15 protein-coding genes and 1 pseudogene are annotated in these 16,963 nt (G+C 60.0%); 9 read left to right on the top strand and 7 right to left on the bottom strand.

Going from position 1 to position 16,963, the window contains the following annotated elements:
- Window position 1: 1 nt before the first annotated feature.
- The 3 genes from GVL52_RS01830 to GVL52_RS01820 are packed head-to-tail and all read left to right on the top strand — an operon-like array spanning window position 2 to window position 5,225.
- Window positions 2-1,075, top strand: a complete 1,074-nt coding sequence (locus tag GVL52_RS01830; protein ID WP_160003546.1) for an efflux RND transporter periplasmic adaptor subunit — start codon at window positions 2-4, stop codon at window positions 1,073-1,075.
- Window positions 1,075-2,154: an efflux RND transporter periplasmic adaptor subunit gene (locus GVL52_RS01825; protein WP_160003545.1), complete on the top strand. Its 1,080-nt coding sequence runs from the start codon at window positions 1,075-1,077 to the stop codon at window positions 2,152-2,154. The genes GVL52_RS01830 and GVL52_RS01825 overlap by 1 nt, the downstream gene beginning before the upstream one ends.
- A complete protein-coding gene (locus GVL52_RS01820) occupies window positions 2,151-5,225 on the top strand; it encodes an efflux RND transporter permease subunit (RefSeq protein WP_160003544.1) in 3,075 nt (1,024 codons plus the stop codon). The genes GVL52_RS01825 and GVL52_RS01820 overlap by 4 nt, the downstream gene beginning before the upstream one ends.
- Window positions 5,226-5,273: 48 nt before the next feature.
- Here the strand turns inward: GVL52_RS01820 and GVL52_RS01815 are convergent, their stop codons facing one another.
- Complete coding sequence (locus tag GVL52_RS01815; protein WP_160003543.1) at window positions 5,274-6,482, bottom strand: TIGR03862 family flavoprotein; 1,209 nt, start codon at window positions 6,480-6,482, stop codon at window positions 5,274-5,276.
- Between the two features lie 160 nt (window positions 6,483-6,642).
- Entirely contained in the window at window positions 6,643-6,846 is a 204-nt protein-coding gene (locus GVL52_RS01810; RefSeq protein WP_160003542.1) for a DUF2735 domain-containing protein, read from the bottom strand.
- 494 nt (window positions 6,847-7,340) lie between these two features.
- Between GVL52_RS01810 and GVL52_RS01805 the strand changes: the two genes are divergently transcribed.
- From GVL52_RS01805 to GVL52_RS01785, 6 genes are all read left to right on the top strand, one after another.
- Window positions 7,341-8,381: a glutamine synthetase beta-grasp domain-containing protein gene (locus GVL52_RS01805; RefSeq protein ID WP_160003541.1), complete on the top strand. Its 1,041-nt coding sequence runs from the start codon at window positions 7,341-7,343 to the stop codon at window positions 8,379-8,381.
- Between the two features lie 246 nt (window positions 8,382-8,627).
- Window positions 8,628-10,571, top strand: a complete 1,944-nt coding sequence (locus GVL52_RS01800; protein WP_160003540.1) for a BTAD domain-containing putative transcriptional regulator — start codon at window positions 8,628-8,630, stop codon at window positions 10,569-10,571.
- A gap of 121 nt (window positions 10,572-10,692) precedes the next feature.
- On the top strand, window positions 10,693-10,821 hold the full coding sequence (locus GVL52_RS31140; RefSeq protein ID WP_280179085.1) for a hypothetical protein: 129 nt from the start codon (window positions 10,693-10,695) through the stop codon (window positions 10,819-10,821).
- Between the two features lie 11 nt (window positions 10,822-10,832).
- Complete coding sequence (locus GVL52_RS01795; protein ID WP_160003539.1) at window positions 10,833-12,092, top strand: YcaO-like family protein; 1,260 nt, start codon at window positions 10,833-10,835, stop codon at window positions 12,090-12,092.
- On the top strand, window positions 12,089-12,829 hold the full coding sequence (locus GVL52_RS01790) for a TfuA-like protein (protein WP_160003538.1): 741 nt from the start codon (window positions 12,089-12,091) through the stop codon (window positions 12,827-12,829). The genes GVL52_RS01795 and GVL52_RS01790 overlap by 4 nt, the downstream gene beginning before the upstream one ends.
- A 76-nt stretch (window positions 12,830-12,905) precedes the next feature.
- Entirely contained in the window at window positions 12,906-13,175 is a 270-nt protein-coding gene (locus GVL52_RS01785) for a hypothetical protein (protein WP_160003537.1), read from the top strand.
- Window positions 13,176-13,203: 28 nt separating this feature from the next.
- Here GVL52_RS01785 and GVL52_RS01780 read toward each other — a convergent pair whose 3' ends face one another.
- The 5 genes and pseudogenes from GVL52_RS01780 to GVL52_RS01760 all read right to left on the bottom strand — a co-directional run bounded on the left by GVL52_RS01780 (window position 13,204) and on the right by GVL52_RS01760 (window position 16,943).
- Complete coding sequence (locus GVL52_RS01780; protein WP_160003536.1) at window positions 13,204-13,602, bottom strand: helix-turn-helix domain-containing protein; 399 nt, start codon at window positions 13,600-13,602, stop codon at window positions 13,204-13,206.
- A gap of 623 nt (window positions 13,603-14,225) precedes the next feature.
- Window positions 14,226-14,719 (bottom strand): annotated as a pseudogene (locus GVL52_RS01775) (cupin domain-containing protein).
- Window positions 14,720-14,751: 32 nt separating this feature from the next.
- Window positions 14,752-15,084 (bottom strand): chaperone modulator CbpM, encoded by a 333-nt coding sequence (locus tag GVL52_RS01770; protein ID WP_160003535.1) that lies wholly within the window; start codon window positions 15,082-15,084, stop codon window positions 14,752-14,754.
- Window positions 15,085-15,086: 2 nt separating this feature from the next.
- Window positions 15,087-16,004, bottom strand: coding sequence for a DnaJ C-terminal domain-containing protein (locus GVL52_RS01765; protein ID WP_160003534.1), 918 nt, complete (start codon window positions 16,002-16,004; stop codon window positions 15,087-15,089).
- Window positions 16,005-16,142: 138 nt separating this feature from the next.
- Window positions 16,143-16,943: an inositol monophosphatase family protein gene (locus GVL52_RS01760; protein ID WP_160003533.1), complete on the bottom strand. Its 801-nt coding sequence runs from the start codon at window positions 16,941-16,943 to the stop codon at window positions 16,143-16,145.
- Window positions 16,944-16,963: the final 20 nt, after the last annotated feature.

Below are 16,963 nucleotides of genomic sequence, written 5' to 3'. Positions count from 1 at the left end.
AATGCAAATCAAGACGCTTTGCCTGCTTTTCCTCTGCCTTGTGCCGGTGTCCTGCCAGAAGGAAGACCGCGAGCCTTCGGAGCTAGCGGTCCCGGTGCGTGCCGTTCCGGTGGCCTTCAGTGATTATCGCTACACCATCAAGCTGACCGGCGAGATTGCCGCCCATATCCAGTCCAATCTCTCGTTTCGCGTCAGCGGCAAGGTGACCGAATGGACCGCCGATATCGGTTCGCATGTCGCGGCCGGACAGGTCATCGCGCGCGTCGATCCGCAGCAGCAGAAGGCTGATGTCGAGGCTGCGCAGGCAGCGCTCGTTGCAGCCCAGGCCGATGTCGATCAGGCGACGTCCGAATTCGAGAGACGCAAGACGCTGCTTGCCAGCGGCTCGATCTCGAAGGAGTCCTACGACCAGGCCGCGACCGCCCTCCAGACCTCGCAGGGTTCTCTCGACAATGCCAGGGCGCAGTTGGGCACGACCAAGGATGCCCTCGGATACACTGACCTCAAGACCGATGCAGCCGGTATCGTCACTGCCCGCAACGTCGAGGTCGGACAGGTCATGCAGGCGGCGCAGACAGCCTTCACCGTGGCGCAGGACGGTCCGCGGGACGCGGTGTTCTATATCTATGAGACGCTGCTGCAATCAAAGCCCGGCAACCCTCGGATCGAGGTGGCTCTGGTCAGTGATCCCACCGTCAAGGCATTCGGCAAGGTCACCGAGGTGTCGCCCACGATCGACACGTCCACCGGCACCGTGCGCGTCAAGATCACACTGGAGGAGACGCCGCCGCAGATGACGCTCGGGGCGCCGGTGACCGGCTCGGCCCAGTCGGCACCGATGCAGATGATCGTCCTGCCGTGGACTGCGCTATTTGCGATCGATGGCAATCCAGCAGTCTGGGTGGTCGATCCGAAAGACGCAACCGTCAATCTCAAGCCTGTCAAGGTGGCCACATACGAGACCGGCCGGGTGATCGTATCGGGTGGCCTTGAGAACGGCGAGACCGTGGTCATCGACGGCGGGAAACTGCTGCGACCAGGCCAGAAAGTCACCGTTGAAGGAGGTCAGAGCTGATGCGTCGCTTCAACGCTCTAATGCTGCTGGTTCTGCCCGCCATCGCCTTGCTCGCCTCCTGCAGCGAGGAGAAGAAGGATGCCGGACCACCTGTCCGGCCGGTATTTTCGAGCGTCATCGAACTGGCGCATCTCCCGAGCCCGAGTTTTGCCGGAACCGTTGCGCCGAAAACCGAGACGCCGCTTGGCTTCCGGGTGGCGGGGTTGATGGTGGCACGCGATGTCAACACCGGCGATGTCGTGACGAAGGGTCAACGGCTGGCGGCACTCGATCCGACGTCGCTGCAGCTCTCCGTTGGGTCGGCCCAAGCGCAGCTTGCCAATGCCAAAGCCCAACTTGCCAACGCGGCATCGGTAGAACAGCGCGCCCGCTCGACGTTCCAGGGCGGAACGGCAACGAAGGCCAGCCTCGAGAGTAGTGTCCAGGCCACTCAAGCCGCGCAGTCGGCCGTGGTGCAGGCGCAGACGATGCTCGACAAGGCGAATGAGAACCTCTCCTACGCCCAGATCCTCGCCACTTTCGATGGCGTGGTGACGGCAACGTCGGTCGAAGTGGGGCAGGTCGTCTCCGCTGGTGAATCCGTCGTCACGGTGGCCAGGCCGGAGGACCGGGACGCGGTTGTCGATATTCCCGAGGGCGCGCTGATCCCGGCGATAGGCGACGCCTATTCGATCTTGCTGCAGATCAATCCCGCGATCACCTCTTCCGGCGTCGTGCGCGAGGTGGCGCCGACTGCCGATGCCGCCACTCGCACGCGCCGCGTCAAGATCGCGCTGCAAGCACCGCCATCTGCATTCCGCATCGGCACCACAATCACTGCCGTTCGCAATTCCGGCGAAGTCCAGAAGCTCTTCCTGCCGGCATCAGCGATTCTCGACCAGGATGGCAAAACGCTGATCTGGGTGGTGGATGAGAAGGAGGGCGCCGTCAGGTCGCAGCAAGTTCAGCTTGTTGGTCAGGGTGGCGCTCATGTCGAGGTGGTCTCGGGCCTGGAGCCGGGGACGCGCGTTGTCATTGCCGGCGTGCACAGCCTGAAAGAAGGTCAGAAGATCAAGGTCGAGGGTGGTGCGCGCTCATGAACAAGTTCAACCTCTCCGACTGGGCGCTCGAACACCGGTCGATGATCTGGTACTTCATGATCGTCTTCGCGTTGCTCGGGATATTCTCCTACATGAACCTCGGGCGTGAGGAAGATCCGAACTTCACCATCAAGACGATGACGATCTCGGCCCAGTGGCCGGGTGCCTCGGCAGAGGAGACCACGCGCCAGGTCACCGAGCGCATCGAGCGAAAGCTCGAGGAGCTGGATTCTCTCGACTATACGAACTCGCTGACGACAGCCGGCCAGACCATTGTCTTCGTTTACCTGAAGGATTCCACCAAGGCGCGCGACGTGCCGGGTATCTGGGTCAATGTCAGAAACATGATCGGCGATATCGAGGCGCAGTTCCCCTCAGGGGTCGCTACGCCCACCTTCAACGACCGCTTCGGTGACGTATTCGGAAACATCTACGCCTTCACGTCCGACGGCTTTTCCCAGCGTCAGCTGCGCGACTACGTCGAGGACGTTCGGCGCAACATCCTGACGGTTCCCAATGTCGGCAAGGTCGATCTCGTCGGGGCGCAGGACGAGGTGATCTTCCTCGAATTTTCGACCCGCCAACTCGCTGCGCTCGGTATCAGCCAGGCCGATGTCCTGAGCACGCTGCAATCGCAGAACGCCATTACCCCCTCTGGCGTGCTACAGGCGCAGGGCGAGCGTGTCAGCCTGCGGGTCAGCGGCCAGTTCACCTCGGAAGACAGCCTGCGCAGCGTCAATCTGCAGGTCAACAATCGTTTCTTCCGGCTGAGCGATATCGCCACCATCACCCGCGGCTACACCGATCCGCCGACGTCGCTTTTCCGGTTCAACGGCGTGCCGGCGATCGCGCTTGCCATCGGCATGAAGCAGGGTGCCAATCTTCTCGAGTTCGGCGATGCGCTGCAGGTCGAATTGCGCAAGGTGCAGGCGACGCTGCCGGTTGGCGTCGAGCCGCATCTGGTTTCGGATCAGCCGCGCATCGTCGACGAGGCTGTATCTGGCTTCACGCGAGCATTGGCCGAGGCGATCGTCATTGTGCTTCTGGTGAGCTTCGTCAGTCTCGGCATGCGGGCCGGGCTCGTCGTGGCATTCTCGATCCCGCTGACGCTGGCGATCACTTTCGTCTTCATGGAGTATGACGGTATCTCGCTGCAGCGTATTTCGCTCGGCGCGTTGATCATCGCGCTCGGCCTGCTCGTCGATGATGCCATGATTGCCGTCGAGATGATGGTGGCACGGCTCGAGGCCGGTGATCCGATCACCAAGGCTGCGACCTACGTCTATTCGCACACCGCCTTCCCGATGCTGACGGGCACAATGGTCACCGTGGCCAGCTTCATGCCTGTCGGCCTCAACAACAGCGCGGCCGGTGAGTTCACCTTCTCGCTCTTCGTGGTCATTGCCGTGTCGCTGACCGTGTCGTGGATTGTGGCGGTGGTGTTTGCACCGCTGCTCGGCGTGACGATCCTGCCGAAGACCATGAAGCAGCATCACGAGAAGAAAGGCTGGTTTGCCCGCGCCTTCGCGAGGCTGCTGGATTTGTGCATGCGCTTCCGCTGGGTCACCATCGTGGTGACAGTGATTGCGTTTGCCGGCGCCGTCTACGGAATGCAGTTCGTGCAGCAGCAGTTCTTCCCTTCATCCGATCGTCTGGAGCTGATCGTCGATTTCTCGCTGCCGGACAACGCCTCGATCAGCGAAACCGATGCGCAGATGGCGAAGTTCGAAAAAGACAAGCTGCAAGGCAATCCCGATATCGAGCGCTGGTCCACCTATGTCGGGCAGGGCGCCCAGCGCTTTGTTCTCTCCTTCGACGTGCAGCCTCCCGCCACGTCCTTCGGCCAGGTGGTGATTGTCACCAAGAGTTTGGAGGTTCGCGACAAGCTGCGTGCGGATCTGCAGGCATATCTGACGAAAACCTTTGTCGGCACCGATGCCTACGTCAAGCTGCTCGACATCGGTCCGCCTGTCGGTCGCCCGGTCGCCTACCGCCTGAGTGGGCCCGATATCGAGCAGGTGCGCCAGCGCGCGCTGGAGCTCGGCGCCGTCATGGGCCGCAACCGGTCGCTTGGCGATGTCGTCTACGACTGGAACGAGCCGGCCCGTGTTGTGAAGGTCGATGTGCTGCAGGACAAGGCGCGCCAGCTTGGCGTCACCTCGGAAGACATTGCGTCGTCGCTGAACGGCATTGTCGGCGGTGCCTCTGTCACGCAGGTGAAGGACGATATCTATCTGATCACGGTCCTGGCCCGCGCGCAGGAATCCGAGCGACGCTCCATCGAGACGCTGCGTGACCTGCAATTGCGCACCAGCAACGGTAGTTCGGTTCCCTTGGCAGCGATTGCGAACTTCCGGTATGAAACAGAGCCGCCGAAGATCTGGCGCAGGGACCGCCTGCCGACCATCACCGTGAAGGCTGCCGTCATCGACAGCAAGCAGCCTGCCACGGTGGTCGATCAGTTGGCAAAGCATATGGATGCCTATGCGGCCAAGCTGCCACCCGGCTTCCGGGTGGAGGTTGGCGGCAGCGTCGAGCAGAGCGCCAAGAGCCAGGCGCCGATCGCAGCCGTGGTGCCGATGATGTTGTTTACGATGGCAACGATCCTGATGATCCAGCTGCAGAGTTTTTCGCGGCTGTTCCTGGTGTTCGCCGTCGCCCCATTGGCCTTGATCGGCGTGGTGATCGCGCTGTTGTCGAGCGGCGCGCCGATGGGTTTCGTGGCGATCCTGGGCATTCTCGCGCTGATCGGCATCCTGATCCGAAATTCGGTCATTCTCGTCGTTCAGGTGGAGGAACTGCGGCATGAGGGACATCATCCATGGGATGCGGTCCGAGAGGCGACCCAGCACCGGATGAGGCCGATATTGCTGACCGCTGCGGCTGCAAGCCTTGCTCTCATTCCGATTTCCCGCGAGATCTTCTGGGGGCCAATGGCGTACGCGATGATGGGTGGCATCGTCGTCGGGACCGTGCTGACGCTGCTGTTCCTGCCTGCTCTCTATCTCGCATGGTTCAGGATCAAGCGGCCGGACGAGGAACCTGTGGCAGGGGACAAGGTCGCCGAATAGTCTGCCAAGCAGCGATTGGTGCCGCCAGTGTCTGCACCAATCGCCTGCTCAACGCGCCAGCCACGTCGTTATGCCCTGCGCAGCGGCCCTGCCGGTGGCGAAGCAGGCCGTCAGCAGGTAGCCGCCGGTTGGCGCTTCCCAATCGATCATTTCGCCGGCGACGAAGAGGCCGGGCAGCTGTTTCAGCATATAGTGTTCGTCGATCTCATCCCAGGCAACGCCGCCCGCTGATGATATGGCCTCCGCGATCGGGCGTGGCGCGATGACGGGGATCGGCAATGTCTTGATGAGCTTTGCTAGCTGCACGGGGTCGTGCAGGTCGGCATCGGTACCACACTCGCGCAAGAGGTTCGCCTTGACGCCATCAATACCTGCACCCTTGCGCAGCCGGTTCGCCAGGCTCGTCTTGGGGTCCTGCCGCGCCAAATCGTGTTCGATCCGTTCCAGCGCACGGCCAGGCATCAGATCCACCACCAGAGCCGCAACCTGTCCTGCGGCCAGCCGGTCGCGCAGTCCTGCGGCGTGCGCGTAGACAAGACTGCCCTCGATGCCATGCTGGCTGACGACGAATTCTCCGGGCAGTGATCCCGCCTCCGATGTCGCCACCACCGATTTGACGGCAGCGCCTGCAAAGCGTTCGCGGAAGAATGGGCTCCAATCGACATTGAAACCGCAATTGGCCGGCTGGAAGTCATGAACGGCAACCGCCTGCTCCCTCAGCCACTCGACCCATCGGCCATCGGATCCCAGCCGCGGCCAGCTTTGGCCACCGAGTGCCAGCAATGCCGCGTCCGGCCGGACAGTCATGCTGCCATTGGACGTCTCGAAGACATATCCGCCATCCGAAAAGCCCTGCCAGCGGTGCCGTGTGAGGATATTAACGCCCTGCGCCTCTAGGCGTCCGAGCCAGGCGCGCAGCAGGGGTGAAGCCTTCATCGCCACAGGGAAGACGCGGCCTGACGATCCGATGAATGTTTCGGTTTTCAGGCCGGCTGCCCATCTTCTGACATCGTCGGGCGGAAAGCCGTCAAGGGCACTACGCAGCTTTGGGACAGCCGTCCCAAACCGCGTTGAAAAGCGCTGATAGTCTTCCGAATGGGTGATATTGAGGCCGGATTTTCCGGCAAGGAGAAACTTGCGGCCGACAGTCGGCATTGCCTCGTATATAGTCACGCCGTGGCCTGATGAGGACAGCATCTCGGCCGCCATCAGCCCTGCCGGTCCGCCGCCGATGATGGCGATCTCTCTCTTTGACATGCGTCCGCCTGCAATTTAATTCGCGAGCGTTGTCATGGCGCGGGGACGCACTATGTGCAACCCCGCTGATCGGCGAAACGAACCTCAATGGATATTGAGAGGACGCACATGGCAATAGGCGCGGTCCATCAGGGCAGCGCTGCAACGGAGGAGCGATGGTTCAGTCCACGACGCGCGGAGTAAACCGTGGCTTTGCCGGGGCCTCTTCCTGCTTCACCGCATCGTCGTGATACCAGCAGCTATCGTAGACGCAGGGCGCCATTGCTGCTTCCATATCCGCCGCTTGCCGAAGTGCAGTCGATGCAAAACGCTTCGCCGGAAAAGCGTAGATCGTTGCCGACTCGTGATGCACACCAGTAACCATGTCATGCCTCCAAAATGAGTCCGCCCTAGAGCGTTAAGGAAGACAATAGCACGGTTGCACAGAGATTGCGCTATTTGATTGAAAAAAGTGCAACAAATGTTTGAATAGTGGGCAATCGCTACTTGATTAGCTTTATATCAGAAAATGCATAAATACAATAAATAGGCAAATGCCTATAAAATATACTATTTGGCAATGTGTAGAAAAATATATCCACCCGCGCGTTCATCTTTTCCGCGCGTCGTTTCTCAACGTGGAAGCGGCTTTGCACCGGCGTAAGCGGTTGAGTCCGCTGGGAGTTCACGCACCCGGCTGCTGTCTGTGCATAGTCTCGTGGCTCCGGACGGTCGCGCTTTTGCGATAAAGAGTTCGGCCGGATGGCGGCAACTGGCACGCTTCGTGCATACTCCTAGACATCCCTTCGCGGGTGGTGCGGCTTCGGCCAAAGCGTTCGCTTGAGGATTTGCTCACACCTTTGTTTGAGAGACTCGCACATGACCAAGTTTAAGCTCGAGTACATTTGGCTCGATGGATACACTCCGGTACCAAACCTTCGCGGTAAGACGCAGGTCAAGGAATTCGACGAATTTCCGACGCTCGATCAGCTCCCGCTCTGGGGCTTCGATGGTAGCTCGACGATGCAGGCCGAAGGCCGTTCGTCGGACTGCGTTCTGAAGCCGGTTGCCGTTTACCCTGATCCGGCTCGTACCAATGGCGCGCTCGTCATGTGCGAAGTCATGATGCCGGATGGCGTCACGCCGCATGCAACCAACGCCCGCGCCACCATCCTGGACGACGAAGGCACCTGGTTCGGTTTCGAACAGGAATACTTCTTCTACCAGAACGGCCGTCCGCTCGGCTTCCCTGAGCAGGGCTATCCTGCCCCGCAGGGCCCTTACTACACCGGCGTCGGCTATTCCAACGTTGGCGACGTTGCCCGCGAAATCGTCGAAGAGCATCTCGACCTTTGCCTGGCTGCCGGCATCAACCACGAAGGCATCAATGCCGAAGTGGCCAAGGGCCAGTGGGAATTCCAGATCTTCGGCAAGGGCTCCAAGCGCGCCGCCGACGAAATCTGGATGGCTCGCTACCTCCTGCAGCGCCTGACTGAAAAGTACGGCATCGACATCGAATATCATTGCAAGCCGCTCGGCGACACCGACTGGAACGGTTCGGGCATGCATTGCAACTTCTCGACCAAGTACATGCGCGAAGTTGGCGGCAAGGCCTACTTCGAAGCGCTGATGGCGCAGTTCGACAAGAACCTGATGGATCACATCGCCGTCTACGGTCCTGACAACGACAAGCGCCTGACCGGCAAGCACGAAACTGCACCGTGGAACAAGTTCTCCTACGGCGTTGCTGACCGTGGCGCATCGATCCGCGTGCCGCACTCGTTTGTCAAGAACGACTACAAGGGCTATCTCGAAGATCGCCGCCCGAACTCCCAGGGCGACCCCTACCAGATCGCTTCGCAGGTTCTGAAGACGATCTCTGAAGTTCCGATCTCCGGCTCTGCTTCGGCTGCTGCCTAAGCCAAGATTGCCAATCGCATTGATGGCGCTGATCGAAAGGTCGGCGCCATTTCTTTGAGCGGATGTCCGGTCTGCCCCGCATCGGTACGATCCCGGTTGAAAGACCCGATTTTTTAAACCGTGTTTCAGATGACATCATCTAACGGTTGAAAAACTCAACCGAACAGGCGCAATCCTTTTGCGTTACAATCGCTTTTCACTATACTTGCACTCGGATCATCCAAAAGCGAGTTGCCCGTGGTGTCAGTGGCTAAATACAGCCTCCTGCTTCGCTTGCTCGGAAAGCCCGCGCTTTTCGCCAACGACGGCGAAATCGTGCTTCCGGAGAAAGCCTATCCTCTGCTGGCATTCGTGGCGGCGTCTCCGCAGTTCTCGATGGAACGCGAGACGCTGCGCGGCATGCTCTGGCAATCCGACGTGTCGAAGCAGCGCGCCGGCAGCCTTCGCCAGCTACTCGCCCGCATCGATCGGAGCGTGCCGGAGGAATTCCCGCGTCTCATCAATGCCACCAACACGCACATCTCCTTCAATGCCGAAAGCTGGGCTGCGGATGTCTTGCTGTTGCGCGACGCCACCCATCCTTTGGCGCGTGCCGATTGGAGCCTGCTGCAGGGCGAGTTGCTTGAGGGATTTCGGGCGCCAACGATGGAGGCAGACGAATGGGCGACGATCGAGCGTCGGCGCATAGCCGAATGCCGCGACGCCCATCTCATCACGCTGCTGGAGACACCCGATAAGCTGACACTCGCCGACACGATTTTGTTGGCCGGCCTGCTTGCGGCAACCGACCCTGCGCATGAAGTCGCCTGCCGGGCCCTGATGCGTGCGCATGCGACATCGGGTGATCTTGCATCAGCGCGCCAGGCCTATTTCCGTTGCCGCAATGAGCTTAAGGCCGAATACGGCGCTGAGCCGGATGCCGCGACCCAGGCTCTCGCCCAGGAACTCGGGGTCATCGCCCCGGCAGCGCCTGTCGTCGCCGACCTGACGCCCGCAAGACCGGCTGTTGCTGATACGCTCGGCCAGCCGAGGGTTTTGATCCTGCCGCCGGAAACGATGCTGTCGGAGCCGCTGCTGCAGCGCGTCGGCCGGGCTCTGCTCGAAGACGTGACGATCGGTTTGAGCCAGCAACGCGGTTTCAAGGTCATCGCCGCGCATACCAGCGTCGAGATTCTCAACCGCAGCCTTGCCACCGGCGACCTTCAACCGATGCCGCCGGAGTTGCGCTTCGACTACACCGTCTATGTGACCATTCATGGCCGCGAGGATGAGATTTACGCGACATGCCGGCTGACCAAGACATCGACAGCCGAAGTGTTGTGGGCGATCGACCTGCCGCTGGCGATGCAGAAGCTCAACCATTCCTTCGGGCAACTGGCGCGGCGCATCGTCATGACGCTGGCCGACACGATCGAGCGGCGCGAACTGACCGATATGATGAACGACGTCTCGCCATCGGCTTATCGGCTTTACCTCGAGGGCAAACGACTGGTCTCGAAGACCGACCTGCAGCACCTCAGGCAGGCGCGCAAATGGTTCAAGTCGGCTCTATCCAGACATGACCGGTTCTCGTCCGCCCATGCGGGCATGGCCCGGGTGCTCGGTATGGAGTGGCTGGTGCGCGGCATGAAGGACACCGAGCTTCTGGAAGAAGCCGATCGGTCGGCATGGCAGGCGCGCGACAGCGATCCAAACAGCGGCCGGGCGATGCGCGAGTTGGGCTTCGTTGCGCTTTATCGCCGCCGTTTCGCCGACAGCCTGGATTTTTTCGCCGAAGCGCAGATGCTCAATCCCAATGATGCCGATATCCTTGCCGATCACGCAGACGCTTTGCTGCACGACGGACAGAGCGATCGTGCGCTGGAATTGAGCCACGCCGCACTGAAGCTCAATCCGCTGCCGCCGGATTACTACTACTGGAATCTCGGCGGTATCCATTTCGTTCAGGAGAACTACGCCAAGGCGATCGAGGTGCTCGATCGCGTGAAGGACAGGCCGGCGACGTCTCGCCTGCTTGCTGCAGCGCACGCCAAAAACGGCGACGCGGAGACGGCCGCGCATTATGCCTCGGTTGTCCTTGAGAATTTTCCTGATTTTCGCACCGACGATGTGTGGCGTTTCGTGCCCGATCGCAACCCTAACGATACTCGCCAGCTCATAGATGGACTCAGGATGGCTGGCCTGTCCTGAAGTGTTACATCGGGCCCCTAAAGGCCGTTATTTCCTGCAAATCCTAGTCACACCGGAATAACGCCGACCCTTCATTGTTCCCCTGTCTGCAGCGCAAAGCTGCTACCAACAGGAGAATGACATGACCAACACAGCAAAGCAGTCCACCGTTCGCCTCTCCGCTGCAGCCCAGGCTGTTCTGAAGCAGGATGCCGTTCAGTTCGACACCAACGCTACTGCGAACATCGTTCACGCCCTGAAGTTCCGTTGAGGTTATTGCGAATGTCTGTTCAGGCCGCACTCACGGATTTGGCTGGGGATCTAAATCTTTCCGCGGCTGGCGTCAGCGCCTACCACGACCGCTCCTTGACGCCTGGACAGACATTCGCGGCGATCAAGCCGCACTTTGCCGAGCTTGGAATAACGCGCGTCGGCCTTTTGACGGCGCTCGACCTGCTTGAGATTCCGGTTGCCTTCGCAACCCGTCCCAACAGTTACACGCTTTCGGTGTTTCAGGGCAAAGGCATCGACGAGGATGCCGCCATGACGTCGGCGGCGATGGAGGCTGTCGAAACACGGGTGGCGGAGATGCAGCCGGACGATCTGGTCGTCGCGACGCTTGCCGGCATGAAGGCTGAGCGTGCGTCGTTGATCGATCTGGATTCCGTCGCGCGTTGCGTTCCATCGGAGATCGATGCCGGGCCACTTGCCTGGAGTGAAGGTCTTGATATCATGAACGACAAGCCGGTGTTTGTGCCCTGGTCGCTCGTCGGACTTGATCACCGTGGCACGCGCCCGTCCGGCTTCGAGCAATCCAGTGATGGATTGGCCTCCGGCAACCGGCCTGCCGAGGCCGTGCTTCATGGCCTCTGCGAACTGGTGGAGCGCGATGCATGGGCGCTGACGCAGCTGCGGCCTTTCGAACAGTTGCGTGGTTCGCGCATCGATCCCGCCGGCTTCGGCGATCCGGTGATCGACATCATCGTCGATCGCATTGCCCGCGCCGGTATGCGGCTTCTCCTCCTCGACATGACGACCGATATTGGCGTCCCGAGCTTTCTGGCGGTGATCGTTCCCGGCGACCTCAGCGATCGTGTTGACGCCCGCTGGACCCATGTGTGCGGCGGTTGCGGCTGTCATCCAGATCCAGTTCGTGCTGCATTGCGCGCCATAACCGAGGCCGCCCAGAGCCGGTTGACGGCTATCGCCGGCAGCCGTGACGACTTTTCTCCGCGCGTCTATCAGCGCCTGGATGGCGATGGCCCGATGCAGCAGCTGATCGATCTCTGCGACGAGACGCCAGTCGCCCCGGCTTTTGCCGCGGAGCCGGCCCAGCGCAGCATTCAGCAAAACATCCGGCATATCCTCGATCGCCTGCGGGCCCGCGGGATCGAGCAGGTGGTCGCCGTGCCAATGCCGCATCCCCGCCTTCCGGTGTCGGTCGTTCGCGTCATCGTGCCTGGCCTCGAAGTCGATGTCAGCGGCGAATTCATTCAACTTGGCTTGCGCGCCGTTGGCGCCATGCAGGGAGCCCACGCATGAGAGTGATATTTGCAGGGCCGAGTTTCGGCCGGGATATTGCAAGACTTCAAACGACCTATCCTTCGATCGAGTTCCGTGCGCCGGCTGCCCGCGGCGATATCCTTCAGGCTGTGGAGGATGGTGCCCGCGCGATCGGCATCGTCGATGGCTATTTCGGCGAGATGCCGTCGGTCTGGCACAAGGAAATTCTTTTCGCCCTTCAGCAGAACGTCATCGTTGCCGGCGGCGCCAGCATGGGCGCGCTCAGGGCGGCGGAATGCTCGGCATTTGGAATGATCGGCATCGGTTCGATTTATGATGACTATGCCGATGGCAGGCTGATCGACGATGAAGCCGTGGCGCTGGTTCACGCGCCGCAGGAGCTTGGCTGGCTGCCTCTTTCCGTTCCTTGGGTGGACTATCAGCCAACCATCGACGCATTGAACCGCCAGGGCCTGCTCATGTCGGGCGAGTACAAGAAGCTTCTGCTCGCAGGCCGGGGGCTTCATTTCTCCGAGCGTACCTACCCGAAGGCAGTGGAGCGCTGCGCATTCGACAATGATGTCCGCGCCAAGGAGATATTACGGCTGATTCGCGCAAACAAGATCGAACGCAAGCGTGCCGATGCGGACATGGTCCTACGTCATCTGGACAGCGTGAAATTCACGGCAGGCAAGCGTGACTGGGGGTTTGCTGCAACGTCTCACTGGGAGATGCTGCACGCGGAAATCACCAGCGTGACGCCTGTAACGCTCTAATAACGCCGTGCCTGAATGATGGCTCAGGACTGAAGCCCCAAAGTGGTGTTTGGGGCATCTCAGAGAGGCGGACGGTATGAACATTCAGACGATGGACGAAGGCACAGGGAGCGAATACGCACGGATATTCCGCTTGCTTTCGGCCGCAAAGGAAGAAGCTCAGAAGCTCAAGTTGAACAATCTGATGCATCTGACAAACATGGCGCTGCTGCAGGTCGTGATCGATTGGGACGGAATCGACCCCGAACGCGAACTGGACGTCAACCTTGAGAAGCTGATCGGGACGAAGACAAAGCTGGCGATGAAAGACGCGCGAGAAAACCTCGTCGTCCTGGAACGCCACTAGCCGGAGAGACTGACCTTGCGAGGCTGCCTTACTCGGCAGCTTCGCTTTCAATCTGCTCCATGCCGGAAATTGCCTGCACCAGCTTTACGATCTTCTTGCGAACCTGTTCGTTCTTGATGGAAAGAAAGGCTGCGTTCAGCAAGACGCCGTCACGGGAAACGACGAACTCATCGCTTGGTGTCGGATTATCGTTGGCATTGGCAGAGATATCTTCGAAAAACGAACGGACATCGACCTCAAGTGCACCGGCAATCTCCACCAGCATGCTGGCCGAAACGCGATTGGAGCCTTTTTCGTACTTCTGGATCTGCTGGAACGTAACGCCGACGCGATCGCCAAGCTCTGTCTGCGAGACTTTGCGCATCAAACGCTTGATGCGGATCGTCTTGCCAACGTGTACGTCAACGGTGTGGGGAGCTTCTTTCATGGCCTTATCCTTCTAACGCCAGTTGTGACGTGATTATTATTCCCTGCATCAACCTAACCAAGATATTTGAACGGATCAATTGTGCCGGGTCATTTTTCTTTACTGTTACGCGTGTGCCTGAAAATCCTGACTTTCAACTGAAAAACAGGCGGCAAGCCACCATATCTGCGCAACTGCCAATACAATCATAAGTAATCAATAGGCTTCATTCCAGCCAGTTGATCCACATATGCATCTCCCGGTAGAGGAATTCCGGAAAATGAAACGTGCATCGAAGACTGTATTCTCGCGCCCAAACAATCATTCCAAAGACTGTCCGGCCGACAATAGCAAGATTTACGTCCGGAAGTGATGATTGGATTAGTGCATGCTGAACTTATTGTTGTGACGTGAATTTTTTCGCGTGCGGCAGCCGGAACCGCTGCTGTCCAGTGCTTCTGACGCAAGGTGCCGAGTTTTCATCGGTTCCGATTTCGGCCGGCTCACGCAGTTCACGGAACACGCGATGATGCATCGGCCTTTGCAGCATCAGGCACGGGGTCAGAATTTTCCATTCTGGGTCGGCCAAACTTTTCGAGGATCATCTCGAGGCGGCTATGCGGCGCGACTCTACCGATAGTGGACTACTTGTGGATCGGGTCGATCCATCGCACATCTTCCGGCTTTTCTACCGGCTCTATATCCAGATTGACCACGACAGGCTCCTGGCCGGAGCGAACCAAGACGCATTCCAGTGTTTCGTCTCGGCTGGCATTGATTTCCTGGTGCGGCACATAAGGTGGAATGAAAATGAAGTCCCCTGGCCCGGCCTCGGCGGTATATTCGAGGGCTTCGCCCAGCGCATGCGTGCCTTGCCCTTCACCACGTAGATAATGCTTTCCAGGTCACCATGATGGTGCGCGCCGGTCTTTGCATTGGCATGGATCGTCACCGTGCCGGCCCAGATCTTCTCGGCGCCGGCACGGGCCCTGTTGATCGCCGTCGCCCGGTTCATGCCGGGTGTCTGCGCCGTATTCGGATCGACTGAATGACCGGGAATGACCTTCACGCCGTTCTCGCGCCAATCGACATGGATGGGATCTTGGTGATGCTCGTGATCGCTGCTGTGGTCGGTCAAGTTTTCCTCCCTGTTACTTGCACCCTCGGCCCTCAGCGGCCCCGGGCGGCCGTAAGCGTATCGAGTTTGTGACGCAGGCGGCGCCGGACTTCGTCGTCCTGCTGCTCCATGGCGCCGAGCATGTCGCGAAGCGTGCCGCGCAGCCCATGAATCTGATCGACAAGCTCCATGATGAGATCGACGCCGGCTTCGTTGACGCCCATGTCGCGGGTCAAATCGAGTATCAGCCTGGCGCGGGCAACGTCGTCATCGCGAAACTCGCGGTCGCCGTCGTGGGCTTCGGGAATAAGCCAGCCCTGCTCGATCCAGATATCGACCACGGTGACGTCGATCTTCAGGGCGCGGCGGAATTCAAGATCATTCATGGCTACTCCTCCATGCTCTTTCTCGGATCCTGTGGATTGGCCGGTGCCCACTCGCTGATGAAATCAGCAAGCTTCTGGTCCGGTGCATCGGGCAATATGATCTTCAGCGACACATAGACATCGCCGGCGCCTCCGGCGCGCTTCGGAGCGCCCTTGCCCTTGAGACGCAAAACCTTACCGGTGTTGGAATGCGCCGGCAGGGTCAGATTGACGGCGCCAGACGGCGTCGGCACGCGCACCTTGCCACCAAGCACCGCTTCGGCCAGCGATATCGGCAGATCGAAGCGTATGTCGTCGCCATCGCGAACATAGAATTTGTGGGCGCGCACCCGGATTTCGACGAGGGCGTCGCCTGGCGGACCACCGCCGATGCCCGGCTCTCCTTTTCCCTTCAACCGCAAGGTCTGGCCGTCCCGCGTTCCAGCTGGAATCTGCAGGTCGAGCGCCGGGCCATCCGGCAGTCTTATCTGGGTCTTGGTCCCGTTGATGGCATCAAGAAAGTCGATCTCGAGGGAATACTTCCGGTCTTGCCCCTGCGAGCGGGATTGCCCGCCGCCGCGCCCGCGGCCGGAGAAGAAACTGGAGAATATGTCATCGCTGTCGCCGAAGTCGGCAAAACCGGCATTGTTCTGATAGCGGCTTCCGGCACCCGGTTGCGATGCGTAGTCACGATAATAATTGCGCTGCGCCTGCTCGGCGCCCGTCATGTCTATCTCGCCTTTGTCGAAACGCTTGCGCTTGTCCTCGTCGCCGACAATCTCATAGGCGGCGGAGATTTCCTTGAACTGCTCTTCTGCCTTCTTGTCGCCGGGGTTGAGATCCGGGTGCAGTTTCTTGGCGAGCTTGCGGAACGCACTCTGTATCTCTTTTTGCGTAGCATCCTTCTTGACGCCCAGACGCTCGTACGGATCGCGGCTCATACATGTCTCCGTGTCGCCGGCGCAAATCGCCAGCATTCTTCCTGCGTATATATAGGTTGCAACGTCTGCGAGGACGAGAGGCTGACTGTCTAAGTGTCTCTCGTTCTTGAGATAAGAGTGCGGCGCGATCGAATATGGTCAGACGCTGGCGATTCTGCGGAGATCGTCGATCGCTCCTGGCGCTGCGGCAAGCACTTTTGCGCCCCTCGTCAGCCCCTCGCCACGTGTCGGGAAGGGATGGAACCAGCCGCCGGCTTCCTTCACCAGGCAATAGCCTGCCAGGCAATCCCATGCGTGCATATAGGGCTCGTAATATCCGACGAGACGACCGGCCGCGACATAAGCGAGCATCAGCGCCCCGGAGCCGTTGCGGATGAAATTGCCGCCGGCCTCCAGCAGATCCTCCACCATCTTCGCCACGACAGCCGGGGTGACATGGTTGTTCGCGCCGATGCCGGTGACGGCGTTTCGGATGGTCTTCCCAGGGTCGAGTTCGAGCCGCTGTCCGTTCAACGTCGCGCCCATGCCGAGCGCTGCCGCATAGAGTTCGTCATGGCAGGGTGCCGCAATCACCCCGATGACCGGAACATCGTCGTGCAGCAGGCCAATGGAAACACACCAGTTCGGCATGCCGTTCACAAAAGGGCTGGTTCCATCGATCGGGTCGATCACCCAGGTGAAGCCGGAGGTGCCGTTGGTGAGGCCGTATTCCTCGCCGAGAACGCCGTCCGTCGGATAGGCCCGGAGAAACCGCCCGCGGATCAGGTTTTCGACCTCGCGGTCGGCAATCGAAACCACGTCCTGCTGATCCCGCTTGGTCTCGACGACAAGCGTCTCGCGGCGCTTGAAATAGTCGAGTGCGACGGCGCCTGCCTCACGCGCAACCGCTTCGGCAAGCGCCAGGCGTGCTTCAAGTCCGGGGATGACATCCGATGTCATTGCGATATTTCCTTGTGTGA

It is taken from the genome of Rhizobium sp. 18055, assembly GCF_902706285.1.
GTDB lineage: Bacteria > Pseudomonadota > Alphaproteobacteria > Rhizobiales > Rhizobiaceae > Rhizobium.
This window is presented reverse-complemented; position numbering and strand designations above follow the sequence as displayed.

Coding starts and splice junctions, on each gene's coding strand:
- GVL52_RS01790 (WP_160003538.1), top strand. CDS start 12,089: ATGAGAGTGATATTTGCAGGGCCGAGTTTCGGCCGGGATATTGCAAGA.
- GVL52_RS01825 (WP_160003545.1), top strand. CDS start 1,075: ATGCGTCGCTTCAACGCTCTAATGCTGCTGGTTCTGCCCGCCATCGCC.
- GVL52_RS01810 (WP_160003542.1), bottom strand. CDS start 6,846: ATGGTTACTGGTGTGCATCACGAGTCGGCAACGATCTACGCTTTTCCG.
- GVL52_RS01770 (WP_160003535.1), bottom strand. CDS start 15,084: ATGAATGATCTTGAATTCCGCCGCGCCCTGAAGATCGACGTCACCGTG.
- GVL52_RS31140 (WP_280179085.1), top strand. CDS start 10,693: ATGACCAACACAGCAAAGCAGTCCACCGTTCGCCTCTCCGCTGCAGCC.
- GVL52_RS01760 (WP_160003533.1), bottom strand. CDS start 16,943: ATGACATCGGATGTCATCCCCGGACTTGAAGCACGCCTGGCGCTTGCC.
- GVL52_RS01785 (WP_160003537.1), top strand. CDS start 12,906: ATGAACATTCAGACGATGGACGAAGGCACAGGGAGCGAATACGCACGG.
- GVL52_RS01795 (WP_160003539.1), top strand. CDS start 10,833: ATGTCTGTTCAGGCCGCACTCACGGATTTGGCTGGGGATCTAAATCTT.
- GVL52_RS01780 (WP_160003536.1), bottom strand. CDS start 13,602: ATGAAAGAAGCTCCCCACACCGTTGACGTACACGTTGGCAAGACGATC.
- GVL52_RS01815 (WP_160003543.1), bottom strand. CDS start 6,482: ATGTCAAAGAGAGAGATCGCCATCATCGGCGGCGGACCGGCAGGGCTG.
- GVL52_RS01765 (WP_160003534.1), bottom strand. CDS start 16,004: ATGAGCCGCGATCCGTACGAGCGTCTGGGCGTCAAGAAGGATGCTACG.
- GVL52_RS01830 (WP_160003546.1), top strand. CDS start 2: ATGCAAATCAAGACGCTTTGCCTGCTTTTCCTCTGCCTTGTGCCGGTG.
- GVL52_RS01820 (WP_160003544.1), top strand. CDS start 2,151: ATGAACAAGTTCAACCTCTCCGACTGGGCGCTCGAACACCGGTCGATG.
- GVL52_RS01805 (WP_160003541.1), top strand. CDS start 7,341: ATGACCAAGTTTAAGCTCGAGTACATTTGGCTCGATGGATACACTCCG.